The sequence below is a fragment of the Chryseobacterium sp. NFX27 genome, assembly GCF_049887855.1.
GTDB lineage: Bacteria > Bacteroidota > Bacteroidia > Flavobacteriales > Weeksellaceae > Chryseobacterium.
The window spans coordinates 21,045-44,919 of sequence record NZ_JAGEKK010000020.1 but is presented as its reverse complement, the minus strand read 5'-3'; the positions used below and the strand labels follow the sequence as shown (position 1 = coordinate 44,919).

Annotated in this window: 26 protein-coding genes; 8 read left to right on the top strand and 18 right to left on the bottom strand. The window is 37.6% G+C overall.

Annotated elements, in window-relative coordinates; translation table 11 throughout:
- The first annotated feature begins 5 nt into the window (after positions 1 to 5).
- Both J4Q03_RS18180 and J4Q03_RS18175 read left to right on the top strand, forming a co-directional pair.
- Positions 6 to 338 (top strand): hypothetical protein, encoded by a 333-nt coding sequence (locus tag J4Q03_RS18180; RefSeq protein ID WP_426049536.1) that lies wholly within the window; start codon positions 6 to 8, stop codon positions 336 to 338.
- A gap of 176 nt (positions 339 to 514) precedes the next feature.
- Positions 515 to 775, top strand: coding sequence for a hypothetical protein (locus J4Q03_RS18175; RefSeq protein ID WP_426049535.1), 261 nt, complete (start codon positions 515 to 517; stop codon positions 773 to 775).
- Positions 776 to 811: 36 nt separating this feature from the next.
- Here J4Q03_RS18175 and J4Q03_RS18170 read toward each other — a convergent pair whose 3' ends face one another.
- The 5 genes from J4Q03_RS18170 to J4Q03_RS18150 all read right to left on the bottom strand — a co-directional run bounded on the left by J4Q03_RS18170 (position 812) and on the right by J4Q03_RS18150 (position 4,940).
- On the bottom strand, positions 812 to 1,018 hold the full coding sequence (locus J4Q03_RS18170; protein ID WP_426049534.1) for an iron chaperone: 207 nt from the start codon (positions 1,016 to 1,018) through the stop codon (positions 812 to 814).
- The gene (locus J4Q03_RS18165; protein WP_426049533.1) at positions 985 to 1,173 is read right to left on the bottom strand and encodes a hypothetical protein; all 189 of its coding nucleotides are present in this window, start codon (positions 1,171 to 1,173) and stop codon (positions 985 to 987) included. The genes J4Q03_RS18170 and J4Q03_RS18165 overlap by 34 nt, the downstream gene beginning before the upstream one ends.
- 127 nt (positions 1,174 to 1,300) lie before the next feature.
- The gene (gene gdhA, locus J4Q03_RS18160) at positions 1,301 to 2,659 is read right to left on the bottom strand and encodes an NADP-specific glutamate dehydrogenase (protein ID WP_223558007.1); all 1,359 of its coding nucleotides are present in this window, start codon (positions 2,657 to 2,659) and stop codon (positions 1,301 to 1,303) included.
- 190 nt (positions 2,660 to 2,849) lie between these two features.
- The gene (dprA, locus tag J4Q03_RS18155) at positions 2,850 to 3,959 is read right to left on the bottom strand and encodes a DNA-processing protein DprA (protein ID WP_426049532.1); all 1,110 of its coding nucleotides are present in this window, start codon (positions 3,957 to 3,959) and stop codon (positions 2,850 to 2,852) included.
- Positions 3,960 to 4,172: 213 nt separating this feature from the next.
- Complete coding sequence (locus tag J4Q03_RS18150; RefSeq protein WP_426049531.1) at positions 4,173 to 4,940, bottom strand: rhomboid family intramembrane serine protease; 768 nt, start codon at positions 4,938 to 4,940, stop codon at positions 4,173 to 4,175.
- 257 nt (positions 4,941 to 5,197) lie between these two features.
- On the opposite strand from J4Q03_RS18150, the gene J4Q03_RS18145 reads away from it, so the two are divergent.
- Positions 5,198 to 6,124: a DUF3078 domain-containing protein gene (locus tag J4Q03_RS18145; protein ID WP_426049530.1), complete on the top strand. Its 927-nt coding sequence runs from the start codon at positions 5,198 to 5,200 to the stop codon at positions 6,122 to 6,124.
- A gap of 222 nt (positions 6,125 to 6,346) precedes the next feature.
- Entirely contained in the window at positions 6,347 to 7,267 is a 921-nt protein-coding gene (locus J4Q03_RS18140) for a DUF3078 domain-containing protein (RefSeq protein WP_426049529.1), read from the top strand.
- A 72-nt stretch (positions 7,268 to 7,339) separates the two neighbouring features.
- On the opposite strand, the gene sufD is transcribed toward J4Q03_RS18140, so the two are convergent.
- The 5 genes from sufD to J4Q03_RS18115 form a co-directional block, all read right to left on the bottom strand.
- On the bottom strand, positions 7,340 to 8,647 hold the full coding sequence (gene sufD, locus J4Q03_RS18135) for a Fe-S cluster assembly protein SufD (protein WP_426049576.1): 1,308 nt from the start codon (positions 8,645 to 8,647) through the stop codon (positions 7,340 to 7,342).
- 117 nt (positions 8,648 to 8,764) lie between these two features.
- A complete protein-coding gene (gene sufC / locus J4Q03_RS18130; protein ID WP_426049528.1) occupies positions 8,765 to 9,508 on the bottom strand; it encodes a Fe-S cluster assembly ATPase SufC in 744 nt (247 codons plus the stop codon).
- Between the two features lie 108 nt (positions 9,509 to 9,616).
- Positions 9,617 to 10,003 (bottom strand): GxxExxY protein, encoded by a 387-nt coding sequence (locus tag J4Q03_RS18125; RefSeq protein WP_426049527.1) that lies wholly within the window; start codon positions 10,001 to 10,003, stop codon positions 9,617 to 9,619.
- Positions 10,004 to 10,153: 150 nt separating this feature from the next.
- On the bottom strand, positions 10,154 to 11,602 hold the full coding sequence (gene sufB, locus J4Q03_RS18120; RefSeq protein ID WP_426049526.1) for a Fe-S cluster assembly protein SufB: 1,449 nt from the start codon (positions 11,600 to 11,602) through the stop codon (positions 10,154 to 10,156).
- Between the two features lie 70 nt (positions 11,603 to 11,672).
- A complete protein-coding gene (locus tag J4Q03_RS18115; RefSeq protein WP_111954251.1) occupies positions 11,673 to 12,002 on the bottom strand; it encodes a HesB/IscA family protein in 330 nt (109 codons plus the stop codon).
- A gap of 145 nt (positions 12,003 to 12,147) precedes the next feature.
- Here J4Q03_RS18115 and J4Q03_RS18110 point away from each other — a divergent pair, with 145 nt between their 5' ends.
- Complete coding sequence (locus tag J4Q03_RS18110; RefSeq protein WP_426049525.1) at positions 12,148 to 12,987, top strand: GLPGLI family protein; 840 nt, start codon at positions 12,148 to 12,150, stop codon at positions 12,985 to 12,987.
- 52 nt (positions 12,988 to 13,039) lie between these two features.
- On the opposite strand, the gene ypfJ is transcribed toward J4Q03_RS18110, so the two are convergent.
- The gene (ypfJ, locus tag J4Q03_RS18105) at positions 13,040 to 13,897 is read right to left on the bottom strand and encodes a KPN_02809 family neutral zinc metallopeptidase (RefSeq protein WP_426049524.1); all 858 of its coding nucleotides are present in this window, start codon (positions 13,895 to 13,897) and stop codon (positions 13,040 to 13,042) included.
- A gap of 76 nt (positions 13,898 to 13,973) precedes the next feature.
- Here ypfJ and J4Q03_RS18100 point away from each other — a divergent pair, with 76 nt between their 5' ends.
- The 3 genes from J4Q03_RS18100 to J4Q03_RS18090 are packed head-to-tail and all read left to right on the top strand — an operon-like array spanning position 13,974 to position 15,751.
- The gene (locus J4Q03_RS18100; protein ID WP_426049523.1) at positions 13,974 to 14,294 is read left to right on the top strand and encodes a hypothetical protein; all 321 of its coding nucleotides are present in this window, start codon (positions 13,974 to 13,976) and stop codon (positions 14,292 to 14,294) included.
- A complete protein-coding gene (locus tag J4Q03_RS18095; protein ID WP_426049522.1) occupies positions 14,294 to 14,620 on the top strand; it encodes a hypothetical protein in 327 nt (108 codons plus the stop codon). Before J4Q03_RS18100 ends, J4Q03_RS18095 begins: the two co-directional genes overlap by 1 nt.
- Positions 14,621 to 14,623: 3 nt before the next feature.
- Positions 14,624 to 15,751, top strand: coding sequence for a glutathionylspermidine synthase family protein (locus tag J4Q03_RS18090; RefSeq protein WP_426049521.1), 1,128 nt, complete (start codon positions 14,624 to 14,626; stop codon positions 15,749 to 15,751).
- Here the strand turns inward: J4Q03_RS18090 and J4Q03_RS18085 are convergent.
- From J4Q03_RS18085 to J4Q03_RS18055, 7 genes are all read right to left on the bottom strand, one after another.
- A complete protein-coding gene (locus J4Q03_RS18085; protein WP_426049520.1) occupies positions 15,741 to 17,819 on the bottom strand; it encodes an LTA synthase family protein in 2,079 nt (692 codons plus the stop codon). The genes J4Q03_RS18090 and J4Q03_RS18085 overlap by 11 nt on opposite strands.
- Positions 17,820 to 18,042: 223 nt before the next feature.
- Positions 18,043 to 18,561 (bottom strand): 6,7-dimethyl-8-ribityllumazine synthase, encoded by a 519-nt coding sequence (gene ribH, locus J4Q03_RS18080; protein ID WP_426049519.1) that lies wholly within the window; start codon positions 18,559 to 18,561, stop codon positions 18,043 to 18,045.
- A 3-nt stretch (positions 18,562 to 18,564) separates the two neighbouring features.
- Positions 18,565 to 19,272 (bottom strand): tetratricopeptide repeat protein, encoded by a 708-nt coding sequence (locus tag J4Q03_RS18075; RefSeq protein ID WP_426049518.1) that lies wholly within the window; start codon positions 19,270 to 19,272, stop codon positions 18,565 to 18,567.
- Between the two features lie 204 nt (positions 19,273 to 19,476).
- Entirely contained in the window at positions 19,477 to 20,013 is a 537-nt protein-coding gene (locus J4Q03_RS18070) for an adenine phosphoribosyltransferase (RefSeq protein ID WP_426049517.1), read from the bottom strand.
- Positions 20,013 to 21,206 (bottom strand): hypothetical protein, encoded by a 1,194-nt coding sequence (locus tag J4Q03_RS18065; protein ID WP_426049516.1) that lies wholly within the window; start codon positions 21,204 to 21,206, stop codon positions 20,013 to 20,015. The genes J4Q03_RS18070 and J4Q03_RS18065 overlap by 1 nt, the downstream gene beginning before the upstream one ends.
- 139 nt (positions 21,207 to 21,345) lie before the next feature.
- The gene (locus tag J4Q03_RS18060) at positions 21,346 to 22,365 is read right to left on the bottom strand and encodes a hypothetical protein (protein WP_426049515.1); all 1,020 of its coding nucleotides are present in this window, start codon (positions 22,363 to 22,365) and stop codon (positions 21,346 to 21,348) included.
- 172 nt (positions 22,366 to 22,537) lie between these two features.
- The gene (locus J4Q03_RS18055) at positions 22,538 to 23,869 is read right to left on the bottom strand and encodes a quinol:cytochrome C oxidoreductase (protein WP_426049514.1); all 1,332 of its coding nucleotides are present in this window, start codon (positions 23,867 to 23,869) and stop codon (positions 22,538 to 22,540) included.
- Positions 23,870 to 23,875 lie beyond the last annotated feature (6 nt).

Genomic DNA, 23,875 nt, shown 5'->3' with positions numbered 1-23,875 from the left:
ACATTATGAAAAAGTTAGTTTTAACTGCAGCGTTTACTTTAGTCGGCGTAATCGCAGTATCGGCCCAGGCACAGACACAACCACAAAAGCCAGCCGATACGTCTAATAACCAGACCACTCAGACACAACAGCAGAATACACAGCCGAGCACTACTACAGACACCAGTACTCAAACACAAAATACCACATCAACTGTTACGGTGGATGCGGCGACAACTCCCGCTGCAACAACTGATGCTACGGCTACAGTGAATACGGAGACCGCAACAGATGCTACAAAACCCGCAGAGGGAAAAGAAGGAAGAAAAGCTAAGAAAAAAGCAAAGTCATCTAAGTAGTAAATATTGAGCAAAGTAGAAAGGGAATCCTGGGATGAATGTCTCAGGATTTTTTAGTGGAGTTTTACCATTTAAATTATCTTAAAGAATTATAAAACACGTTAAAACAGTTACTTACAGAATGTTTTAGTATAAAAATTGCATTTAACATAATACCATTCTAAATTATTAATATTATGAAAAAGTTAATTTTAGCAACAGCATTATTAGTAGGAACAGTAGCTGTTTCGGCACAGACAATTCCACAGAAAAGAGACACCACGAGATCTGATACCACCAGGAGCAATCGGGATATGAGGACTGACAATAGTACTATGAATAATCCAAATAACACTAACACCAACAACAATTGGGATAAGTCGAAAACCGACACAGCGAATTCAAAAAATAAAGACGCTGTAAAAAGAGACAGAAAAATAAAAAATAAAAATAAATAAACCGTAAATATAGAAAGGAATCCTGGGGCGAATGTCTCAGGATTTTTTTTGATCTATTTCATTGGCTCTGAACTGCACTATTCTTCTAACAAGTTCCACTGGAATGTCCTGGTCTGCCGGAAACTGAACCGTTCCTTTTGAAAACTTATATTGTTTTTGTTTAAACTCTTTTTCAAAAGCACAGATGCCTTCAGGACCGGGATAAAATCCTACATGTTTTTTATAGCCTGCAAAATAGCCCAAAGGTTTTCCCTTGTATCAGGCATCTGATAGCCGATATATTCTTCAAGCCCTATAATTTCGGAATGGATAGTTTCTCTTAGTTTTATAAGTTTCTGCTGAACTTCATCAGGAAACAAAAGAATATATTCATTTATATTTTTGAAGGTGTTTTTCATCCTGTAAAAATAAAAAAAGCGCAGTATAATACTGCGCTTTCTCCTTTCACTTTTTACTTTTTTCCCATTATCCCGGGAACAGGCTATATCAAAAAAGGCTGGGAATTTCCCAACCTTTATTTTATTTTTATACCACTCCCTGAGCCAGCATTGCTTCCGCCACTTTCACGAATCCGGCAATATTTGCCCCTTTCACGTAGTTTACGTAGCCATCTTCGTCTTTTCCGTAGTCTCTACAAGCTTTATGAATACCGATCATGATTTCTTTCAGTCTTGCATCAACTTCTTCAGAAGTCCAGTTAAGACGGATAGAGTTCTGCGTCATCTCAAGACCTGAAGTAGCAACACCTCCGGCATTGGAAGCTTTACCAGGTGAGAATAATATTTTATTATCCAGGAAATAATTGATTGCGTCTAAAGTAGAAGGCATATTCGCAGCCTCAGTAACGCAAAGACATCCGTTCTCTACCAAAACTTTAGCATCTTCAAGATCCAGTTCGTTTTGGGTAGCAGAAGGAAACGCTACATCACATTTCACTTCCCAAGGACGTTTTCCGGCGTGGAACTCAGCAGAAGGATATTTTTTAGCATAGTCTTCAGCTCTGTTGTTTCCGGAAGATCTAAGTTCTAATAAATAATCGATCTTTTCTCCGCTGATACCGTCTTTATCATAGATATAACCGTCAGGTCCAGAGATTGTTACTACTTTAGCACCAAGCTCAGTTGCCTTTTTGATTACTCCCCATGCCACATTTCCGAAACCTGATACACTTACCGTTTTATCCTTGAAAGTCTCATTAATTGTTTTAAGCATCTGCTCTGCGAAGTATACCACACCATATCCTGTAGCTTCAGGACGGATCAGTGAACCTCCGTAAGCAAGACCTTTTCCTGTAAGTACCCCGGTAAATTCGTTTCTTATTTTTTTGTATTGTCCGAATAGATATCCGATCTCTCTTGCTCCTACACCAATGTCTCCTGCAGGTACATCTGTTTCAGGACCGATATGCTTGCATAATTCAGTCATGAAAGCCTGACAGAAACGCATTACTTCCATGTCAGATTTACCTTGTGGATCGAAATCCGAACCTCCTTTACCTCCTCCCATTGGAAGAGTAGTCAGTGAGTTTTTAAATACCTGCTCGAAAGCTAAAAATTTAAGAACTGAAAGATTTACGGTAGGATGGAAACGGATTCCTCCTTTGTATGGTCCGATGGCAGAGTTCATCTGAATTCTGAAACCTCTGTTGACCTGGATCTCTCCTTTATCATCAACCCATGGAACTCTGAAGATAATAATTCTTTCAGCTTCAGCCATTCTTTCCAGCAGCTTCATTCCTGTATATTCCTTTTTGGTCATAATAAACGGAATTACAGTCACAGCTACTTCTTTTACGGCTTGTAAAAATTCTGGTTCATTAGGATTTTTTGCTTCAATCTTGGCAATAAACTCCTGGATTTTCTGGTCAATATTATATTGTTCCATATATTAGGGTTGAATATTATTGTCAACAAATTTAATTTTTTTTTCAAGATTCACAATACTGTATTTCAACATTGTTGAAAATTAAATAATAATGTTTCGAAATATTATTAAATTGATAATTTATGATCAAATTTTATTAAATATTAAAATTTAAGTCTCAAATAATGCAATATTAAGAAATCGTTAATTCTCAAATTGCCATGAATTGCCTCCCGGAAAATGATTTTAGTTTCCCCAAAAGCTCCAATTCTAAAATTATAGGGAGAATTTTATAAGAAGGAACCGAAATCATCTCTGCAAGATCATCCAGAGATACCTGAGGATGGGCTTTTATAGACCTATATACGCTTTCCTGAGTGTCAGTAAGTTGTAGATCTGTTTCACTATATGGGAACAGTTCCGCGACTTTACCTTTTGAATGATTAAGCCCAATTGAATCTATCAGCACTTTAACAGAGGATATGGCAGCTGCTTTATTCTGGAATATCAGCTGGTTACAACCCTGGCTGTATGGATCCGTTATCTTTCCGGGAAGGGCAAAAACTTCACGGTTATAGTCGTTGGCAAAGGATGCGGTACTTATAGACCCGCCACCAAAACCTGTTTCTACCACTATCGTTGACGGAGAAATTCCGGCAATGATTCTATTCCTTTGAATAAAATTTTCGCGGTCCGGCTTTCGGGAAGAATTAAATTCTGTTACTAATGTCCCGCCTTCCTGCAGTATTCTTTCAGACAGTTTCCTGTTTTTGGATGGGTAAAGCGTATGAAAACCATGAGCAAGAACGGCCATGGTAGGTATTTTAAACTGAATAGACTGCTCATGAACCTCTTTGTCAACGCCAAGTGCTAATCCGCTGACAGACATGTATTTAGAAGACTTGCTGGCTTCGAAGAAATCTCCTATGAACTGCTTGCCGTAAGAAGTCATATTCCGTGTTCCTACAATGCTGATTTTCTGTAAGCAATCATCAAAATTTCCTTTTTGGTAGAGAATGGCAGGAGCATCATCACATTCATTAAGCAGATAAGAAAGCTCCTTGATATGCCGCAATCTGATCCGGATGTTATTCTTTTCACAGAATTTGATTTCGTTTTCTGCAAACTTCAGGTATTCTTCATTTCCGATATCGGCTACAGTTTTTTTTCCTATGCCATCTGTTTTACTGAATTCCTTTTTTGCTCTTTTCCATGCTTCCTCAGCATTTCCAAAGGTGCGGATGAGTTTTTGAAAATTAATGTCGCCGATCAGGCTGCATTCACGTAAGGCGATTGCATAGAGATACTCTTCAGTGATCATGTGTGTTTTTTTTCAAATGTAATAAAATAACCTGAGTTGAATATTGTCAGGAAGCCTGAAGTTTGAAGAGGGGAGCTATTGATTACCTAATGAATAGCCATAGGCCTGTTTATTACTTTTTTAATAGAGCTCACCAGAACTTTCAATACCTTTCAGAAATTCTAAGTCTAATAGTAACTTTCAACCTCCCTCTCCGAGCGTCCAAATTCCATTTTATTTCTTTCTTAATTCATCCAAATGATCCCAGATGTCATCTCTTTTTTTATAAGGCAGCTCCAGAAAGTCTTCCGGATGATTTTCTTTATACTCTTGCCACAGTTTATCGTCTTTTTCGCTGTAATAGTTTGGGAATTCCCAGATGTATTTCTTTTTCCTGTCGCCCACATTTTTAAAGGCAAAAGCAATGATGCTTCCCACAACAGCTCCCGAAAGATGAGCCTGCCATGATATTTTGCTGGGTTCCTGAAGATTGTAGAATAATTCCTCCGGAAACATGCCCCAAACCAGACTGCCGTAATATAAAACAACAAGCAGCGATATGGTAAGAAGTTTCATATTCCATTTGAAAACTCCGCTGAAGAACAGAAAGAAGGCAAGGACATATACCACGCCGCTGGCTCCAATGGTACAGGTATACATATAATCGCCGGTGAGGATGTCTATCGGAGGCAGCAGCCAGACCAGGAGGCCCGTAGCCAGCCAGCCGATCATAAAGACTTTATTGGCAACTAACGGATAGAACTGGTATAACAGAAACAGAAGAACAGCTACCGGTATAGAGTTGCTTATGATATGATCTATATTTCCATGCAGAAGGGGAGAGGTAATAACTCCCAGTAAGCCTTCCGGTAATAGAGGTATTATAGCCCCAAAACAGCTTTGAAAAAAGCCCTGCATCTGCAGAAAGTAGCCGAACCACATGGCCGAAAGCATCAGCAAAGGGGTTATCACGGCTCTTTTGGAAATTATATTTTTAAACATGTCGAGGTTACGTCAAATCAAAAGCCAATGATAAATTTCGGAAAATTTGTCGATGTATTTCAAAGACTGGTGTTTATTTTAAGACAAAAGGTTTCAATTTTAATACCTCAAACTTAATATTTTGAGTTTGAATGTATTAAAGTGGCTTGTTTTTGGTTTATTAAAGAAAACTTTATGTATTTAAAGCTTTTTATCAGTCAATTCCTGCGTTTAAAAAAATTATATTAATATTTTTGTAATGAAAATCATGTAAAATAATGAAGAAGTTTTTATTGATTCTTTCCTTTTCTATAGGGATTTATGCAAGTGCACAAGAAGAATTGAAAAGAGATTCAGTAGTTGTAGATACGGTAAAATCCTGGTCGGTATTAGGAAAAAATACTCTGATGATCAATCAGGCTGCCTTTTCAAACTGGGTAGGCGGAGGAGCCAACAATGTGGGATGGCTTGCCGGAGTAAATTATAACATTACCTATGAAAAAGATAAGGATCTGTGGGAAAATATTATTGTCCTGGATTATGGGCAGAATGATACTAAAGGACTTGGGGTAAGGAAAACACAGGATGTGATCAATATTTCTACCAATTATGGGCGTAAATTTTCAAAGAGCTGGTATTTCTCTTCAGGAGCCGGGCTGCAATCACAGTTTACTACGGGATATGAAGACGGAAATAATCCGGCGGCTAAAAAAATCTCCAATTTTATGGCTCCCGGTTATCTGAATCTCGGTATGGGTATCACATACAGGCCTAATGATAATCTTACGGTAACCATGCGCCCTGTCAACGCCAGATGGACATTCGTTCTGGATAAAGACTTGCAGTTTGCAGGAAGCTACGGGTTGAAAAATGACGGTGATACTTCACTTTTACAGTTCGGTTTCCTTGGAACAGCTTTATATAAAGTAAAACTGATGGATAATGTTCATATCACCAATACTGCCTCTGTGTTCTCTAATTATCTGGATCATCCGGAACGCTTGGTTCTTGCTTACGGAGCTGTTGTAAACTTTAAAGTGAATAAGTTTATTTCATCCAATATTACGGTGGATCTGCTTTATGATCATAATCAGATTCAGAAAACACAGCTGAAGCAAACGCTTGGGATAGGATTTTCCTATATCTTGAATAATGGCGTAAAACGTTCTGACCGTAAAGACAGCCAGTGGTGGATTAAAAAATAGATTACATTAAATTCGATATGAAAGCGCTTCTCTGAAGCGCTTTTGTCATCAATAATAATATATTTTAAGTAGAGATAAGTTCATTTATGCTTTTCATGACCATTTCGAAGGTATATTTTGCTGGTTTTTAATGCTGTAAATAATAATTTAATATTTCAAATAGGAGTGATTAGTTTTTTAACAAAAATTATATGTATATTTTTGTAATGAAATACTTTACTTATGAGAAAAATTTTATTGGCCGCTTTCCTTTCTGTTGGAATCACCACAATGGCTCAGGAAGCTAAAACTGATGCTGTAACTGCAGATACCATAAAAGCATGGTCCGTTCAGGGACAGAATACGCTAATGCTCAACCAGGCTGCTTTCTCAAACTGGGTTGGAGGAGGAGCTAACAATGTTGGGTGGCTTGCCGGAGTTAATTATAACCTTACTTACGAAAAGGGAAAGGATCTCTGGGAGAATATTATCATCCTGGGTTACGGACAGAATAATACAAAAGGCATCGGGACCAGGAAAACACAGGATGTGATCAATCTGTCCACCAATTATGGGCGCGAATTTGCTAAAAACTGGTACCTTTCAGGGGGGATAGGCCTTCAGACACAGTTTGCCGGAGGTTATGAAGACGGAAATAATCCTGATGCTAAAAAGATCTCCAATTTTATGGCTCCCGGATACCTTAATATCGGTGCCGGTGTTACGTACCGTCCCAATGATAATTTTACAATGACACTTCGTCCGGCCAATGCCAGGTGGACGTTTGTTCTGGATGAAGATCTCCAGACCGCAGGAACTTACGGACTTAAAAATAACGGAGATTCTTCTCTGTTTCAGTTCGGTTTTCTGGGTACTGCTATTTACAAGATCAAGATTATGGAGAATATCAACCTGACTAATACTGCATCAGTGTTTTCAAACTATCTTGATCATCCTGATCATCTGGTTCTGGGGTACAGCGGAATTCTTAATATGAAGATCAACAAGTTTATTTCAACGAATATTACGCTGGATCTGTTGTATGACCATAACCAAATTCAAAAAACGCAGCTTAAACAGACTTTAGGAGTAGGATTTGCGTATAATATTGATAACGGAAAAAAACGTTCCGATAAGAAAGATAATCAGTCCTGGCTGAAATAATTGTAAGCAGGATTTAACAATAAAAAAAGCACTTCGATCGAAGTGCTTTTTTGGTATCAATTTATATTAGTCTTAAAATTCTATATCAACCTGAAGCTTTTCAGCTAAAAGTTTTGAAATTTTTTCTTTAAGCGGTTCAATATCAATGTTCTGCATTGCATCATTGGCAAAAGCATATAAAAGCAAAGCCTGAGCTTCTTTCTTGGAAATTCCTCTTGCTCTTAAATAAAACAGTGCATCTTCATTAAGCTGGCCTACTGTACAGCCGTGTGAACATTTTACGTCGTCTGCGAAGATCTCCAATTGAGGTTTGGTATCAATAGTCGCTCCTTCACTTAGCAATACATTGTTGTTCTGCTGGTAGGCGTTGGTTTTCTGTGCAATTTTATCTACGAAAACCTTTCCGTTGAAAACGCCGTGTGCGTTTCCGTCGAAAATACCTTTGTAGTTCTGGTAGCTTTCACAGTTCGGGAAATTGTGGTGAACTGCTGTGTGGTGGTCCACCAGCTGATCTTTTCCAATAATTGTGATCCCATTCATAAACGAATTGATATTGCTTCCGTTATGAATGAAGTCCAAGTTATTTCTTACAAGCTTTCCTCCAAAAGAGAAAGTATTTACAGTGGTTAAACTGTCCTTTTCCTGTCTGGCAAAAGTACTGTCGATCAGATATGATGTGTTGTTGTCATTCTGAAGCTTATGCCAGTCTGCTTTTGCATTGGGATATGTAAAAATCTCCGTCACAGAATTGGTCAGTACATACGTACTGTCGAAATTATGGTGACTTTCTATAACCTCAACTTTTGCTCCTTCTTCTACAATCAGTAGGTTTCTTGTATTGTAGAATGTATTTTCTTCCTGATTCTGAGAAATGTAGAAAATGTGAATCGGTTTTTCGATCACTACATTTTTCGGAACTTTCAAGAAAAAACCATATTTGCAGTACGCAAGATTTAAGTTCGTGAAAGCAGTATCTTTAGAAGCAATGGTATTGAAATACTTATCAAATACTTCTTTATGTTTCTCATCATTCAACGCATAGTTAAATGAAAGAAATTCTACATTCTCGATAGAAACTTTTGAAAGTTCTTTATGAAGTTTACCGTTTACAAAAACGATCCAGTCAAAATTTTCTTCACCCAAATGCAGCTGATCCAGCTGTTCTCTGGTGATATTATGACTTTCTTTAGGGAAAAAATTATAGTTTTTCTCTGTGATCTCTTTGATGCTGGTATATTTATATTCTTCGTCTTTTTTTGTCGGAAAACCTAAGTTTTCGAAGTTTTGAAGAGCAACTTTTCTATCTTCATCCAGAAATCTGTGACGAAGGCTCTCCAAAAATTCACCGTGATTGTCAATAATCTGATCGTATAAAGCCATTACTGATATTTCGGCCATCACACCTTATTTTATATATTTAAAAATAATAATATTTACTGCGGTTTTTCCGCATCTTCAGGAAGGATTGATAAAATCCCTGCTGAAAGAGTTTTCTTCTTAGTTAAGAAGCCAGTCGTAGCCTTTTTCTTCAAGTTCTAATGCAAGAGATTTATCACCGGTTTTGATGATTTTTCCATTGGCAAGAACGTGAACAAAGTCAGGCTGGATATAGTTAAGCAATCTCTGATAGTGGGTAATCAGAAGAACTGCATTTCCTTCATTTTTAAAGTGGTTCACACCGTCTGCAACAATTCTTAATGCATCAATGTCCAATCCTGAATCCGTCTCATCAAGAATAGCCAGTTTAGGATTAAGCATCATCATCTGGAAGATCTCGTTTCTTTTCTTTTCACCTCCGGAGAAACCTTCGTTAAGTGATCTTGAAAGGAAATCTTTTTTTATACCTAATTGCTCAGATTTTTGACGGATAAGGGCAAGCATCTCTTTTGCCGGCATTTCCTCCAGTCCGTTTGCTTTTCTTGTTTCGTTTAAAGCAGCTTTAATAAAGTTGGTTACAGAAACTCCCGGAATTTCTACTGGATACTGGAAAGAAAGGAAGATTCCTTTGTGCGCTCTGTCTTCAGGAGCATCTTCGCTGATGTTTTCTCCCTGAAAAAGAATTTCTCCGTCTGTAACTTCATAATCTTCTTTTCCTGCAATAACAGAAGAAAGAGTAGATTTTCCAGCTCCGTTCGGTCCCATGATTGCATGAACTTCCCCCGGTTTTATTTCAAGATTAATACCTTTTAAAATTTCTGCGCCATCTTCAATTTTGGCGTGCAAGTTTTTTATCTCTAACATATATTCAAGTTTATCGCAACGTTAGACTAAGATTTTTATCTCCTTTGCTTTTATAAGATAAACAAAGGCGCTAACGCTTATCAATGAAATACTATTTCTTTAATTAATCTAAAAATTATCAAGACCGTTTGCTATTCTCATTACACCGTTTTTAAAAAGGTGAGAGTTGAAATTTATTAACATTCCTAGCTTATAGTTTCCTAATCTTAAATAATTTTTCAATTGTGCAGCATGAAAATTGTTCAAAATTTCAACAGATTTAAGTTCTAAAACAACTTTGTTTTCAATCAATAAATCCATTTTGAAAGCATTTTCCAACAGCAGCTCTTCGTATTGGATATTTAGAGGTTTTTGTCTTTCAACTTCAACTCCAGTTTTCTTTAGTTCATAAAAAAGGCATTCTTCATAAATACTTTCAAATAAGCCTATTCCTAATTTCCTATGAACCTTTAATCCATTTTCAAAGACAATCTTTGAAATCTCATTTTCGGTCATTTGTGTAATTTTCGCAAAGATACATAAGTTAATTAGAGAAAGTCTCTATTCAAACCTTGTATTGCTTTCTTAAGCGTTAGCGCCTTTGTTTATCTTAAAAAAATAAACAGTCCGCTATTAAAAAAGCTTTGTTTTCCTTTGCGATAAAATCTATCCCACAGAACCTTCAAGAGAGATTTCCAATAACTTCTGAGCTTCAATGGCAAATTCCATTGGTAGCTTATTCAATACTTCTTTACTGAAACCATTTACAATCAGGGCTATAGCTCTTTCTGTATCAATCCCTCTCTGGTTACAGTAAAAGATCTGATCTTCTCCGATTTTTGAAGTGGTAGCTTCATGCTCCAGCTGGGCAGTAGGATCTTTGATTTCAATATAAGGGAAAGTATGTGCACCACATTCATTACCCATCAACAGGGAATCACACTGGGAGAAGTTTCTTGCTCCTTTTGCAGAAGGCATTACTTTTACCAGCCCTCTGTATGAATTCTGAGATTTTCCTGCAGAAATACCTTTTGAAATGATTGTAGATTTGGTGTTTTTTCCAATATGGATCATTTTTGTTCCTGTATCTGCATATTGGTGATTGTTGGTCACAGCAATAGAGTAGAACTCACCAATAGAGTTATCTCCTTTCAGGATACAAGACGGGTATTTCCATGTTACAGCAGATCCTGTTTCAACCTGTGTCCAGGAGATTTTTGCATTTTTCTCGCAAAGTCCTCTTTTCGTTACAAAGTTGAATACTCCTCCTTTTCCTTCTTCATTCCCCGGATACCAGTTTTGAACAGTAGAGTATTTAATTTCTGCATTATCCATTGCGATCAATTCAACAACAGCTGCGTGAAGCTGGTTTTCATCCCTTGACGGAGCTGTACAGCCTTCAAGGTAAGAAACATAACTTCCTTCATCAGCAATCACAAGCGTTCTTTCGAACTGTCCTGTTCCTGCCTGATTGATACGGAAATAAGTGGAAAGTTCCATTGGGCATCTTACACCTTTTGGAATATAGCAGAAACTTCCGTCAGAGAATACTGCGGAATTCAGTGCTGAATAAAAATTATCTCCTCTTGGAACTACTTTTCCAAGGTATTTTCTTACTAAATCAGGGTGGTTTTTAATAGCTTCTGAAATGGAACAGAAAATAATTCCTTTTTCCATTAAGGTCTCCTGGAAAGTGGTTTTCACAGAAACGGAATCTATTACGATATCTACAGCAACTCCTGAAAGTCTTTTTTGTTCTTCGATATTGATTCCTAATTTTGCAAAAGTGGCCAGCAATTCAGGATCGACTTCATCTAAGCTCTCCAATTCAGGTTTCGCTTTTGGTGCAGCATAATATTTAATAGCCTGAAAATCGGGCTTTTCATATTTGATGTTTGCCCAGGTTGGTTCTGTCATTTTCAGCCAGATTCTGAAAGATTCCAGACGCCATTCTGTCATCCATTCCGGTTCCTCTTTTTTAGCGGAGATCGCACGGACGATATCTTCATTTAAACCGATTGGAAACTCTTCATAATCTATCTTCGTTTCCCACCCGAATTCATATTTTTTATTTTCTAGATCGACTCTTAAATCGTCTTCAGTATATTTACTCATTGTTTTTTTAATTTCAGATATTAGGCTTCAGATTCAGAAATAGTTCTGATATCTTGATCTAATGTCTTTTCTATAAAGAAAAACTCTCTCCACAACCACACGTTCTGGATGCATTAGGATTGTTAAAAACAAACCCCTTTCCGTTTAATCCTCCTGAGTATTCAAGAGTTGTTCCTGCCAAATAGAGGATAGATTTTTTATCTACAACAATTTTGATTTCATTATCTTCAAAAACCTGATCTGCATCTGTTTTTTTATTATCGAAACCTAAAACATATTCTAAACCAGAGCATCCTCCACTTTTAACCCCTACTCTTATATAATCCTCAGCAGCGTTGAAACCATCCTCTGTCATCAGCTGAATGGCTTTTGCTTTTGCTTGATCTGATACTTTTATCATTGTATTTATTTAGAATGATTTAATTATGCAAAAATACGTACAATAATTAGGAAATAAAAATCCGGAATTTTATTTTATCGATTTTTATTATTGATGGCTTAACTTTGTTAACCTTTTGAAATCCAAACAATAAATTTATTCTATAATGAAAAAAATAGGCATCATTGCTTTAGCGCTGTTAATGCAGCATATTTTTGCGCAAACCAATCGGTTTGTTTATCAGGTAACCATGAAACCGGGCGCAGAAAATAAAAGCGATATTAAAACTGAAAATGCGTATTTAGATATTTCCGCTGAAAAGTCTCTTTTTTATTCAGAAAACAGGTATAAGAGAGATTCTATCCTGCAGAAGGCTTTTCAGGGTGGAGGAGGCAGAGGTTCCGTAAGCAGAGAGCAGATGGAAGGAGTGAGAACCCATATCAATTATTCTGTAGAAAAAGATAAGGTAAGCCAGAAGACTTATTTTAAGGACAGAATAGGGAGAGATGTCTACGTTTATGAGGAAGACCGTCCTCTGAACTGGAAAATGTCTTCTGAAACAACAAAGATAGGAGAGTATAAAGTTCAGAAAGCGACAACAGATTTTGCCGGAAGAAAATGGACGGCCTGGTTTACTACAGATCTGCCTTATCAGGATGGTCCGTATAAGTTTGGAGGTCTTCCGGGACTGATCGTGAAAGTGGAGGATGATAATGGTGATTATTCTTTTGACTTAATGAAGAATTATAAAATTGCTGAAATCGTAACTCTCAACCAGTTTGGAAATACTTTGAAAGTAAAAAGAGCGGATTATGTAAAGCAGCAGGAAAAATATAAAACAGATCCAATGTCATTCATGCAGAGTGGCGGCGGAGGCTTCCCGTCACCCCCGAGAGCTGGCGGAGGAAGAGGCGGTAATCAGAATCCTGTAGATATGAGAAAAAGAATGGAAGAAAGAGCAAAAGAAGAAGTGAAAAAGAACAGTAATCCAATTGAACGGCCATAAAAATAACCCCTGAAGAAATTCAGGGGTTTTTAATTGTATATAAAAAAAGGATTTATTTTAAAAGTTGGTTGAAAGTATCTCCCTGTTTGATGTCTCCGGTGTTGTATCCTTTCATAAACCATTCTTTACGCTGGGCAGATGAGCCATGGGTAAAGCTTTCCTGGTTGACATAACCCTGAGATCTTTTTTGAATATTATCATCGCCAACAGCTTGGGCTGCATCTATGGCAGATTGTATATCGCCTGGTTCAAGAATACCTTTTGTATCATTTGTTCTTTTTGCCCATACTCCGGCATAAAAATCTGCCTGAAGTTCGGTGGCTACAGAAACCCTGTTCATATCTGTTTCAGAATATCTTCCGCTTCTTCTTAATGCATCTACCTTTTGTGTGGTTCCCAGAAGAGTCTGCACATGATGTCCTACTTCATGAGCTAAAACATAAGCAACAGTAAATTCGGTTACTTTGGCTCCAAATCTTTGTTGGAGTTCATTAAAAAAGCTCATATCCATATATATTTTCTGGTCTGCAGGGCAATAAAACGGTCCCATGGCAGATTGAGCTGTTCCACATCCGGATTGTGTGGTTTCTTCAAAAAGAACAATCCCCGGCTTTGTATATGTCATTCCATTTTCTTTAAAGATTTGGTCCCAGGTAACGATATTCCATTTACCCATCATATCAACCATTTCTCCAATTTTCTGCTCTTCGGCTGTAAGTTCCCGTGGTTGCCCATTTCCGGAAGACTGTATACTCCCGGAGTTCAGAATGCCTGAAGGATCACCTCCTAAAAAGAAAATAATCGCAGCTATAATTAAAGTCCCGAGGCCTCCACCTACAACCATACCTCCACTACCACCAGAACCACGGCGGTCGTCTACGTTCCCGCCTCTATCGTCTGTCCATTTCATAACAATTTTTTTTGCCTTGTAAATTTAAAATAATATCGTTACTAAATTACTACTTTTGTGAAAAATTACTGCCCGCGTGAAAAAAATTAAACTTTGCCTGTTATCAGCTGGGATCATGGCGTTTACAGGATGTAAAAAAGAAAAAGAAGATGAAGTAAACAGTGTAGATAAGAGTGGCTCTATTGAAACTGTACTTTCCGTTGAGCACCTGGATACTGCAGATATTCTTATTACCAAACACAGGATCTGGAAGGATAAAAAGCTTTTTAAAGAGATCATTAAAAAAGATACTATTCCCAGTTTGGGGGATACCCTTGTTGGTGGAGAAGACAGTGACGGTAATGACCATATCGCCAAAACGAAAAAAGACTATGAATTTTTTATAACGGTTCAATAATGAAAAAGTCCAGTTCTATAAAATTACTTTTTGTAACGGGTATATTGGCCGCCTGTTCTCAGGAAAAACCAAATGATCAAAAAGAAAAGAAAGTCTATATGAGGTCCGATACTACAGCTTCTTACACAAGAAGTCATGGTTTTTTGGCGGGAGTCCTTCTTTATCATGCATTCAGACCGTATGGGGCTTACAGCTACGGATCTTATCAAAAGGCCGGCTATTACAGTGATGCGATAAGTACCAAATCAAATATCGGGAGAAATAATTACAAAGGAAATGTAGTAAGAGGACAATTGGGAAAAAGAGGTTTTAGTGCCTCATCATAAATTATGGAAAGAATTCAGTCACAGTTCAGGAAAAACTGGCAGCATAAACTAGAGAACTTAGGGTTTGGCTATCATTCTCTGGATGGTCTTTATTGGGATGAAAGTCATTATTACCAGTTCAGCCCGGAGGAAATTGATACAATAGAAAATGCGACTTCAGAACTATGGCAGATGTGTCTGGAGGCTGTAGATCATGTTATTGCAAAAAATCTTTGGGAAAAATTCAATATTCCCGAATGGTTCCGGAATTATATCATCACAAGCTGGGAAGAAGACCATCCCTCCATTTACGGAAGATTCGATTTTGGATTTGACGGTAAAAGCTTGAAATTACTGGAGTTTAATGCTGATACACCAACTTCACTATATGAAGGCTCCGTGATACAATGGTACTGGCTTCAGGAGCTGTTTCCCTATAAAGATCAGTTTAATTCCATTCATGAAAAGCTGGTGGGATACTGGAAACATCTTAAAAATTATATGAATCCGCTTCATATTTATTTTGCATCCCTTACCAATATTGAAGATGTCACTAATGTTGAATATATGCGTGACTGTGCTTCTCAGGCGGGATTTAACACGGAATTTATCCCGGTTCAGGATATCGGCTGGGCTGAAGATATTTCAGAATTCGTGGCTGGTGACCGTTCAATCATGGAATATATTTTCAAGCTTTATCCTTATGAGTGGATCCTTGCAGACGGTTTTGGGGAAAAGCTCGTGAAAAACGGTTTCAGATCCCAATGGATTGAGCCGGCATGGAAAATTTTACTTTCTTCCAAAGCTATTCTTCCGATCCTTTGGGAGATGTATCCCAATCATCCTTATCTGCTGGAGTCTTACTTTGAGCCCGGACATCTGAAAGATTTTGCTAAGAAACCGATCTATTCCAGAGAAGGGGCTAATGTGATCCTGCATAAAAATAATATCCCGGTGGAGGAAAATGACGGTGTTTATGGCAAAGAAGGCTTTATTTACCAGCAGCTATTCGATCTTCCCAATTTTCAGGGTAATTATCCGGTGATTGGCAGCTGGGTCATCGGACAGGAACCTGCGGGCATTGGAATCAGAGAAAGTGTTCATCTGATCACCAATAACCAGAGCCGTTTTGTCCCTCACCTTATCGGTTAAGTTTTTTCTCTTTCAGCCAGAATGAGGTGGACTGATAAGCAGAAACAGCATCATTGACTAGTTTCTGATCAGGATTCTTCATCAGCGTTTCATGATAGTAAAGTTTAAATTCAGGAGCAAGATTGCTGGGTTCCAGCCGTAAAGAATACTGTTTTACCTTTTTAATAGGTGAAATGATTGTCAGATGTCCGTCTTTTACAAATCCAAGATCCTGATAAGTGGCGATATAAGCTTTTGGCTGGAATTCTTTTTTGAAGACATCCTGGCCAAGAAATTTAGAGGTATAATTGAAATTCAGCAATCCGAAAAGTGTTGGCATGATGTCTATCTGAGACATCAGCTTGTCAAACTTCTGGGGCTGTATGAAATCTTCTGAGAAAATCATCGCCGGAATCCTGTATTTGTCCATTGGAAGTTCTGTTTTGCCTGCACTGGATGCACAGTGGTCGGCAATGATTACAAAGACCGTATTTTTATACCAATCCTGTTTTTTAGCCATTTCAAAGAACTTCTTAAGTGCATAATCGGTATATTTTACACCTCCGTCACGGGATTTTGCCGTTCCCGGAATGTCAATTCTTCCGTCTGGATAGGTGAAAGGTCTGTGATTGGAAACGGTCATCCAATGATTAAAAAACGGCTTTCCGGATTTGGCCTCAGCGTTCATGGTCTGGATCGCTTTTTTGGCCATATCTTCATCGGCGACGCCCCAGACATTGGCGAACGAGATCTCTTCGGGTTTAAAATTGTTTCTGTCTACAATATCATACCCGTTTCCAGTAAAGAAGTCCTGCATATTATCGAAATAACTGTAACCTCCATACAGAAATTTCACATCATATCCTTTAGATTTGAATACACTTCCCGTCGTGAATTTATTTTTGTTATCATCTCTTTTGATGACGCTTTCCCCTGCGGTAGGAGGAATGCACAGTGTTAACGCTTCAAGTCCCCTTACGGTTCTGTTTCCGGTAGCATAAAGATTGGTGAACAATATAGAACGGTCTGCGAGGCTATCCAGGAAAGGAGTGATTTTTAAAGTACCTCCATAATGTTCCATGAAATCAGCGGATAAGCTTTCAATTGAGATCAGGACCACATTTTTCTTAAGCTCCGGCTGTTCTGAGGTCACATTTCTTGATAATGAGGGCTCTGCATACTGGCTCAAAAAGTTCTTTTCAGCTTTCTGCTGAGCTATCTGCGGGTAAAACTGGAAATAGTCCAGCTCATTGTGGGTAAAGGCCCAATAGAATTTTGGAAGTCCGTTATTTTTGATCTCATCCGCAAAAACATTGTCTGATCTGATCTGCATTAATGAAGATACTCCCAAAAGGCTGATGCCAGCCAGAACCGTAAACGTTCCCAGCAACACCATTTTCTGCTTAAAATTCGGAAGCTCTAAAAGTTCACTTTTCGTTTTCTTATAAATGAACCATGTAACAGCTAAAGTGGCCATAAGAATAGCCAGAAATAAAGGAATAACAGGGTAGCTTTCCATGATGTTCCCAATAACTTCATTGGTGTAAATTAAATAATCTACAGCGATAAAGTTATAACGTACCCCGAATTCATTGTAGAAGAAATATTCGCTTACCGCATTAAAAATGATGAGAAGGACATATAATAATAAAGTGATGAAATATAATGTATTGCGAATCTTTATCCTTTTTGAAGGAAGGAAAAGGATAAGGCCGAAGAAAATAGTTTTCATTCCTACAAATGCGAGAACTACTTCTGTAACAGAACCTCCATACTGATCGAAAATATTGTTTGGGATGAGCAGGATATACAGAAAAAACAGGATCAGAGCCCCGAAAATAATATATCCGTACGGCTTTTTATATTTGGAATCTGACAGGAATAAAAAGTAAACAGCCAATAATGTACTGGCTAAAGTGAAAACAAAAATATCATTCAACAGACCAATAGATAGGACTTTAATAATTTCAAAAAAACCAAAGCTGGAGGTTGTGATAGGGTGGAGTAGAAAAACAATCCTCAGTATCAACGAAATGATCAGATAGAAAATCCCTAGATATAGGAATGGTTTTATTTTGCTTTGAAACATGTACAATAAATCTGAGTTAATTCGCGCAAAGATAGCTTTTGTATATAACTTTTAGATAAAAAAAGCGGGAATATGATATTTCTTATGGTTTTTTTGAATTATTATTGAATATTTAACTTATTCTTTAATTGGATAGAAAGGCTAAACAAGTGTCGGAATGCCTGATGTCATCAAAAAAGGGCTATTAAAAAATAGCCCTGTATATTGTTAAGATGTATTAAGATTAAGAGTGTCCGAAACCGATGTTTCCTTTTTTGTCAGAAAGGTTCTTTTTGAAGTCAATCATTCTCAAAGCGGTTACGGCTGCTTCTACACCTTTATTTCCAAGGTCTCCGCCGCTTCTGGCGATAGACTGTTCCTTATTGTCGTCTGTCAATACACAGAAAATAGTCGGTGTATCTGTTAAAACATTGCAGTCTTTGATTCCCTGTGCTACTGCTGCGCATACAAAATCAAAATGAGGAGTTTCACCACGGATCACACACCCGATAGCAATTACTGCGTCGTATTTTCTTTCTTTGCAGAGCTGCATGCTTGCATAGTTCAGTTCAAAAGCACCCGGAACCGGAAAAAGCTTAATGTTTTCTGGTTTTACCCCTTCTTTTTCAAGAATTTCTAGGGCTGCATCACGAAGATTGTAAGTTACAAAATCATTCCACTCAGAAAAAACAATGCCGATAGAAAAATCTTCGGCATTTGTTATATGAAGTGGCTTGTAATCGGAAAGATTAACTGTTGCCATTTTTTAAAAGTATTTAGTCATTTCAATATAAGAATCAGACATTCCGTTATCATAGTCCTGATATTTCTCGTCAATTGTAGAGAAATATTTCTTAGCTTCTGCATTTTTCTTTAATCCTAATGCTACGATACCTGCTTTTCTTGTGAAATAATAAGTGGTATAAGGATCGTCAGAAGCCGTTGAAGCTTTGTCTAATAAAGAAAGAGCTTCATCATTTTTATTAAGACCTGATTTTGCATCTGCCATAGCACCGAATTTCAATGCCATTAATGTTTTGTTGTCAGATGAAAATTTGTCTAATAGATCATAAGCTTCCTGGAATTTTCCCTCTTTGAATTTTAATAAACCTGCATTGTAAGCAGAAAGTTCACCAACCTTCGTGTTTGAATATTCATTATATGTTCCTATAAAGCCTGGATTAGCTGCGGATTTTCCACCTAAAGCTTCTTTATCTTTACCTTCTGTCTGTTTTTTCTGAGCAGCAAGGAAACTTTTTACAGCTTCAACGTTCTTAGGAGCTACTACAAACTGTTTATAAGCAAAGAATCCTAAAACACCCAAAACGAGTACCCCGAATACAATACCCAATTGCTTTGAATATTTCTCAAGGAATCTTTCAGTGTTTAAAGCCTCTCTGTCAAGGTCTTTAAAGAACTCAACCGTTTCTTTACCTTCTTGCTCATTTGGAGCATTCTTTCCCAATTTTGCCATAAATTCTTAAAAATTGAAATGCAAATTTAATTGTTTCTGAATGATTTACAAAATACTTTGACAGTATTATTAATGAAATGTTATAAAAGACTAATTTAAATCTTGATTTTACTTTAAATAGATGCTTTGATTCCGTTCAGCATGACTCTCTAATCATAATTTATTGAACGGAATCGAGACATTATATCGTTGGCCTCAGATAGGTTAGTATTCAAGGATGTTATAGATCTCTGCCCCGAATTTCTTCAGTTTTTCGTGGCCGTTCAAATCTTTCAGACCAATAAGAAAGCTGAACTGTGAAACGGTTGCCCCTTGCTTTTCTACAAGTTTCGCAGTGGCCTCGGTAGTTCCGCCGGTTGCCAAAAGATCGTCATGGATCAGGATTCTCTGTCCTTTTTTGATCTGGCCTTCACGGGTTTCAATGATGGCACTTCCGTATTCCAGGTCATATTTTTCTGAAGCGACCGGTGGGGGAAGCTTTCCTGCTTTTCTGATTAGTATGAAAGGAACTTCCAAAGCAACAGCTATGGCAATTCCGAAGAGGTAACCACGGCTTTCTATTCCGCAGACTGCATCTACTTTTCCTTTACTGAAAGCAGCCAGTTCTGTGATGACATCTTCATAAAGTTTAGGATCCAGAAAAATAGGTGAAATATCCTTGAACTGAATTCCCGGGATGGGAAAATCAGGGATGTTTTCAATGGTTTGTTCGAGTCTTTTGATCAGTTCTTGTGAAGCCATTAAGGGTTTATTTTATAGCTGGAAATTTTCCAGTCTCCATTTACATTTTTAAGTCCGAAAGTTACTTTTAGAGATGTTGTTTTTCCGTTCTTATCTGTTACATCGTATGTTGCATTCACACTGGCACCGCTAGTGTTGGCAGCGTTGGTGGTAATATTTTTCACACTTACATTTTTCACAGATCCAAAGCCTGAAGTTGGATTGGAGAATGATTCATAGCTTCCCCAGCTAGGATTGCTTGAACTTTCATAGGCTGCCTTAAGATTTTGAGAGCTTACACTGCTTAAGAACTTGCTGACTGTGCTTTTAGGATCCGCTGCCGGCTGTTTGGGTGCTGCTGGTGTTGTGACAGGAGCATTTGGATCTGCAGGTGTTGTGGCTGTAGGATTGTTTGGATCGATTACAGCGTTAGGATCCTGTGTTACAGCCGTTGAATCATTTTTAGGTACAGCAGGAACCTTTAAAGCTGAAGGATTGACATCGAGTCCAATTTTAGACATTTTGAATGTCTTTGCTGTAGTTTTTACTGAAACGGTAATATCTATTTTGTTGTCTACCACTTTTGCAGCAGGAATTGAAGAGAACTTTAAATTGAAGCCCTTAAAATTATTATCCTGCATCAGGTTTTTAGCTGTAGAAAGCTTTACACCATTACTGAACACTTCCAAAGTAGCTTCCAGTCCCGCTCCGGTAAATGAGACAGGGTTTCCTGACCCATCTACAAGTCTCGGTACGATCTGAATAGCCGTAGGAGCTCCGGCTCCGTCATCGCCGGTTGGCCTGGTTATAATACTTAGTGAGCTTGCTTTTACATCATTTGCATCGGTTTCTTTAGCTTTATCATCCCCGAAGATATTCATTTCTCCAAGAGAAGGTGGAGATGTACTGGCCCATTCAATTCCGTTTTTCTGGGCAACTTCATCGGCCAATGTAAGAATTTCAGGAACCTTTTTCCCGTCGATAAGCTTTCCGAGGGCTTTAAGCTCTTCTACATCACCTTCTGCCTCTACACCGAAAGTCTTTAGAATATAAAGCGCCTCGTTGAATTTGATCTGTTTAATTGTTGAAAGGCTGGAAGTCATATCATTGATACTTGACTGCAGCGTTTTAGTATTCGTAGCATCTACATGATCCTTTCTGCATGCTGTAAATAGCAACAGACTGAAAACAAGTAGAAAAGAAAACTTTTTCATTTTATTTTGTTTATTGCAAATTTAATAAAACCTTTATTAATAGTGAGTTTTTATTTTTCTTTTGTTTCTCTTTAGGTCTTGTCCTCGTTTAATGATGGGCAATACTGTTAGTCGTATTTCTGGCAATTCAGATAAAGGGTTAATTTTTAGGTTTATTCTGCTGTTCTTTCAAATCATCTTTGAAAAATGAACTGAAGATGGTCTGCATATTTGGAAATGAAGCTTCCTGCCAATACTTGGTTTTGTAACTGCTGTTTTCCTTATCAAATTTCACTTTTTCTATATCGTCGTCATTACTGAAATTAAGTTCTGCGGGATAAAAATTATTGTATAGAATGATCTGGTTGTAATTAGGTTCGCTTTTATGCTTAAGTTTTACAAAAGCTACCTCATTGTACTCAAGGAAATCTTTCAGACTTTTCTCTGAATCTTTTTCAAAAGACATATTAAGTATGGTTCTGATATCATAGAATCTGAATCCAAATAAAGAAAACTCTTTCTCCTGGAGAGCGGCACCTGTTACCTCGATCTGGTCTTTGCGGTCGCCTTTTAGTTCTTTAATGGTATTTCTTTTGGTCTTGTATTCTTCGGGATTCCCTACATTCTTGAGTTTTGGGAGCTGTAAGGAGCTGCCGTAATCCCACGTTGAAGTTTCTTTCTTTTCATTTTTAGCTCCTAATCTGAAGACTCTATATTGCTCAACATTTGTGCTTTTCAGTTTTTTGGTTTTGTTATCGAAAACATACGTTACGATTCCGTCTGCGTAGCTGTTCAGCTTATTGTTCACTGTTACGTAGGCATTGAAATTTCCTTTGATCATAATGTATTTCGCAGGTTTAGTATTCCTGATGACCACAGTTTCTATTTCCTTGACCTGATCATTGATTTTAATGACATCCTGATTGAGTTCTGCAAAAGTGAGAAGGGCAACGGGAAAATTATTATAAACTAATTGAAACTTTTCCTGATCAGGGGATATCGCCTTTTTTTCTATCTTACCGTCGATGTCAGAAAAGGCGAGGATACTTCCGTCTTTTCCGAAGACTGAAACTTTAGGCAAAGGCTTATTCGTCTGTTCGGAAACGAAAGTTATGGTTTGTGCCTGCATGAGACTGAACAGAAAAATGAACAAGGCGAAGAACAGATAATTTCTTTTCATAATAATATTTTGTTTACGGTTTACTGAAGTAATGTAATTCATCAATCTTTATTATTAAGACACTTAAAATTCAAAATGGTTGCCTGAGCAGTTTAAAAATGTTCACCTGTCTGCATAAAAAAAGACTGATCATTACAATCAGTCTTTTTTATTTTATTTCTGTTACAAGTCCTTAGAAAGGATACTCATAAATTTCAGATTCATGTAAGAATGGGTTTCCTGTAGGAATCAGCTTCAATTTAGATAAAGCGCTTAATACAGTAAACATGAACAGCCCTGCTACGAATAGAACAGCTCCCGCTATTAATAGGAATACTTCAGGATTTTTCCAGTAAGGTCCTACCGTTCCCGGCATTACCATATTGAAGTAATCTAAAAGGTGGCCTAAAATAACCACTACAGCCATAGTTGTTACTACTTTGTAGTTTCTCTTGATGCTGCTGCTTACTAACACCAATAAAGGTAATAGGAAGTTGATGATCAGCATTGGTAAGAAGGTAGGTCCGTAGTGCTGGAATCTTCCAAAGAAGTAGTTAACCTCTTCCGGAACGTTCGCATACCAGTAAAGCATAAACTGGGCAAACCATGTATATGTCCAAAGCATACTTGTAGCGAAAAGGAATACTCCTAAATCGTGTAAGTGGTTGTCATTGAACTGAGGTAAGAATCCGTTTTTCTTCAGATAAACACTCAGAAGGATAATCACAGCAATTCCACTTGAAAGGCAGCTTACCATTGAATACCAGATATACATTGTAGAATACCAGTGAGGGTCAATAGACATCAACCAGTCCCAAGCCCAAGCTGCAGAAGCAAATCCGAAGAATGCAATATATCCTACTGCCCATCTGTAAAGCATCTGATAATCTACTTTAGATTTAGTTTCATCTACTTTCTTAGACTGAGCTTTAAGTTTCCATGCAAAGAAAGAAGCACCTACTACATAAATGATCGTTCTGATGGCATAGAAAGGGATATTTAAGAATCTTTTCTTTTCAAATAGGATCACGTCGAAATGGGCAGAATTAGGGTCTGTCAATTCGGGATCCATCCAGTGGAATAAGTGGCCATTGTGAGTGATATTCAATATCATCATAATAACCAGAATGGCACCACCATATGGGATATAAGAAGCAATAGCTTCCATTACTCTTGTAATAATAATAGGCCAACCTGCGTGTGCAGCATGCTGAATACAATAGAAGAACAATACAGCACAACTAACTCCAAAGAAAAAGACAGCTACAAAATGCAGCGATGCCAGAGGCTGGTTGTGAACCTGAAGCTGTGCGTGCTCTAAATGAGATGCATGATCCTGAGGTCCTACCATTTCACTGGAGTGTGTAGGGGCAGTATGGCCAGCAGAATGAACTGCCTCCATCATGTGCTCTATTCTTTCAGTAGTCATTCCTTTATTCATAAAGAAACCGATAGCAAATAGCACTAAACCTACAACAAGAAGGATTATAGAAGTTGATTTTAATTTTGGTGAAAAACTATACATTTCTTT

What these genes read in the sequence shown, in the direction of transcription:
- J4Q03_RS18070 (WP_426049517.1), bottom strand. Translation starts at nt 20,013, where the DNA reads ATGGCTTCACAAGAACTGATCAAAAGACTCGAACAAACCATTGAAAAC.
- ribH (WP_426049519.1), bottom strand. Translation starts at nt 18,561, where the DNA reads ATGGCAACAGTTAATCTTTCCGATTACAAGCCACTTCATATAACAAAT.
- ypfJ (WP_426049524.1), bottom strand. Translation starts at nt 13,897, where the DNA reads ATGAAATGGACAGACGATAGAGGCGGGAACGTAGACGACCGCCGTGGT.
- J4Q03_RS18060 (WP_426049515.1), bottom strand. Translation starts at nt 22,365, where the DNA reads ATGAAAAGAAATTATCTGTTCTTCGCCTTGTTCATTTTTCTGTTCAGT.
- J4Q03_RS18115 (WP_111954251.1), bottom strand. Translation starts at nt 12,002, where the DNA reads ATGATAAAAGTATCAGATCAAGCAAAAGCAAAAGCCATTCAGCTGATG.
- J4Q03_RS18125 (WP_426049527.1), bottom strand. Translation starts at nt 10,003, where the DNA reads ATGACCGAAAATGAGATTTCAAAGATTGTCTTTGAAAATGGATTAAAG.
- sufB (WP_426049526.1), bottom strand. Translation starts at nt 11,602, where the DNA reads ATGAGTAAATATACTGAAGACGATTTAAGAGTCGATCTAGAAAATAAA.
- J4Q03_RS18145 (WP_426049530.1), top strand. Translation starts at nt 5,198, where the DNA reads ATGAAGAAGTTTTTATTGATTCTTTCCTTTTCTATAGGGATTTATGCA.
- gdhA (WP_223558007.1), bottom strand. Translation starts at nt 2,659, where the DNA reads ATGGAACAATATAATATTGACCAGAAAATCCAGGAGTTTATTGCCAAG.
- J4Q03_RS18075 (WP_426049518.1), bottom strand. Translation starts at nt 19,272, where the DNA reads ATGGCAAAATTGGGAAAGAATGCTCCAAATGAGCAAGAAGGTAAAGAA.
- J4Q03_RS18140 (WP_426049529.1), top strand. Translation starts at nt 6,347, where the DNA reads ATGAGAAAAATTTTATTGGCCGCTTTCCTTTCTGTTGGAATCACCACA.
- dprA (WP_426049532.1), bottom strand. Translation starts at nt 3,959, where the DNA reads ATGATCACTGAAGAGTATCTCTATGCAATCGCCTTACGTGAATGCAGC.
- sufC (WP_426049528.1), bottom strand. Translation starts at nt 9,508, where the DNA reads ATGTTAGAGATAAAAAACTTGCACGCCAAAATTGAAGATGGCGCAGAA.
- J4Q03_RS18090 (WP_426049521.1), top strand. Translation starts at nt 14,624, where the DNA reads ATGGAAAGAATTCAGTCACAGTTCAGGAAAAACTGGCAGCATAAACTA.
- sufD (WP_426049576.1), bottom strand. Translation starts at nt 8,647, where the DNA reads ATGGCTTTATACGATCAGATTATTGACAATCACGGTGAATTTTTGGAG.
- J4Q03_RS18180 (WP_426049536.1), top strand. Translation starts at nt 6, where the DNA reads ATGAAAAAGTTAGTTTTAACTGCAGCGTTTACTTTAGTCGGCGTAATC.
- J4Q03_RS18165 (WP_426049533.1), bottom strand. Translation starts at nt 1,173, where the DNA reads ATGAAAAACACCTTCAAAAATATAAATGAATATATTCTTTTGTTTCCT.
- J4Q03_RS18095 (WP_426049522.1), top strand. Translation starts at nt 14,294, where the DNA reads ATGAAAAAGTCCAGTTCTATAAAATTACTTTTTGTAACGGGTATATTG.
- J4Q03_RS18065 (WP_426049516.1), bottom strand. Translation starts at nt 21,206, where the DNA reads ATGAAAAAGTTTTCTTTTCTACTTGTTTTCAGTCTGTTGCTATTTACA.
- J4Q03_RS18055 (WP_426049514.1), bottom strand. Translation starts at nt 23,869, where the DNA reads ATGTATAGTTTTTCACCAAAATTAAAATCAACTTCTATAATCCTTCTT.
- J4Q03_RS18150 (WP_426049531.1), bottom strand. Translation starts at nt 4,940, where the DNA reads ATGTTTAAAAATATAATTTCCAAAAGAGCCGTGATAACCCCTTTGCTG.
- J4Q03_RS18175 (WP_426049535.1), top strand. Translation starts at nt 515, where the DNA reads ATGAAAAAGTTAATTTTAGCAACAGCATTATTAGTAGGAACAGTAGCT.
- J4Q03_RS18085 (WP_426049520.1), bottom strand. Translation starts at nt 17,819, where the DNA reads ATGTTTCAAAGCAAAATAAAACCATTCCTATATCTAGGGATTTTCTAT.
- J4Q03_RS18110 (WP_426049525.1), top strand. Translation starts at nt 12,148, where the DNA reads ATGAAAAAAATAGGCATCATTGCTTTAGCGCTGTTAATGCAGCATATT.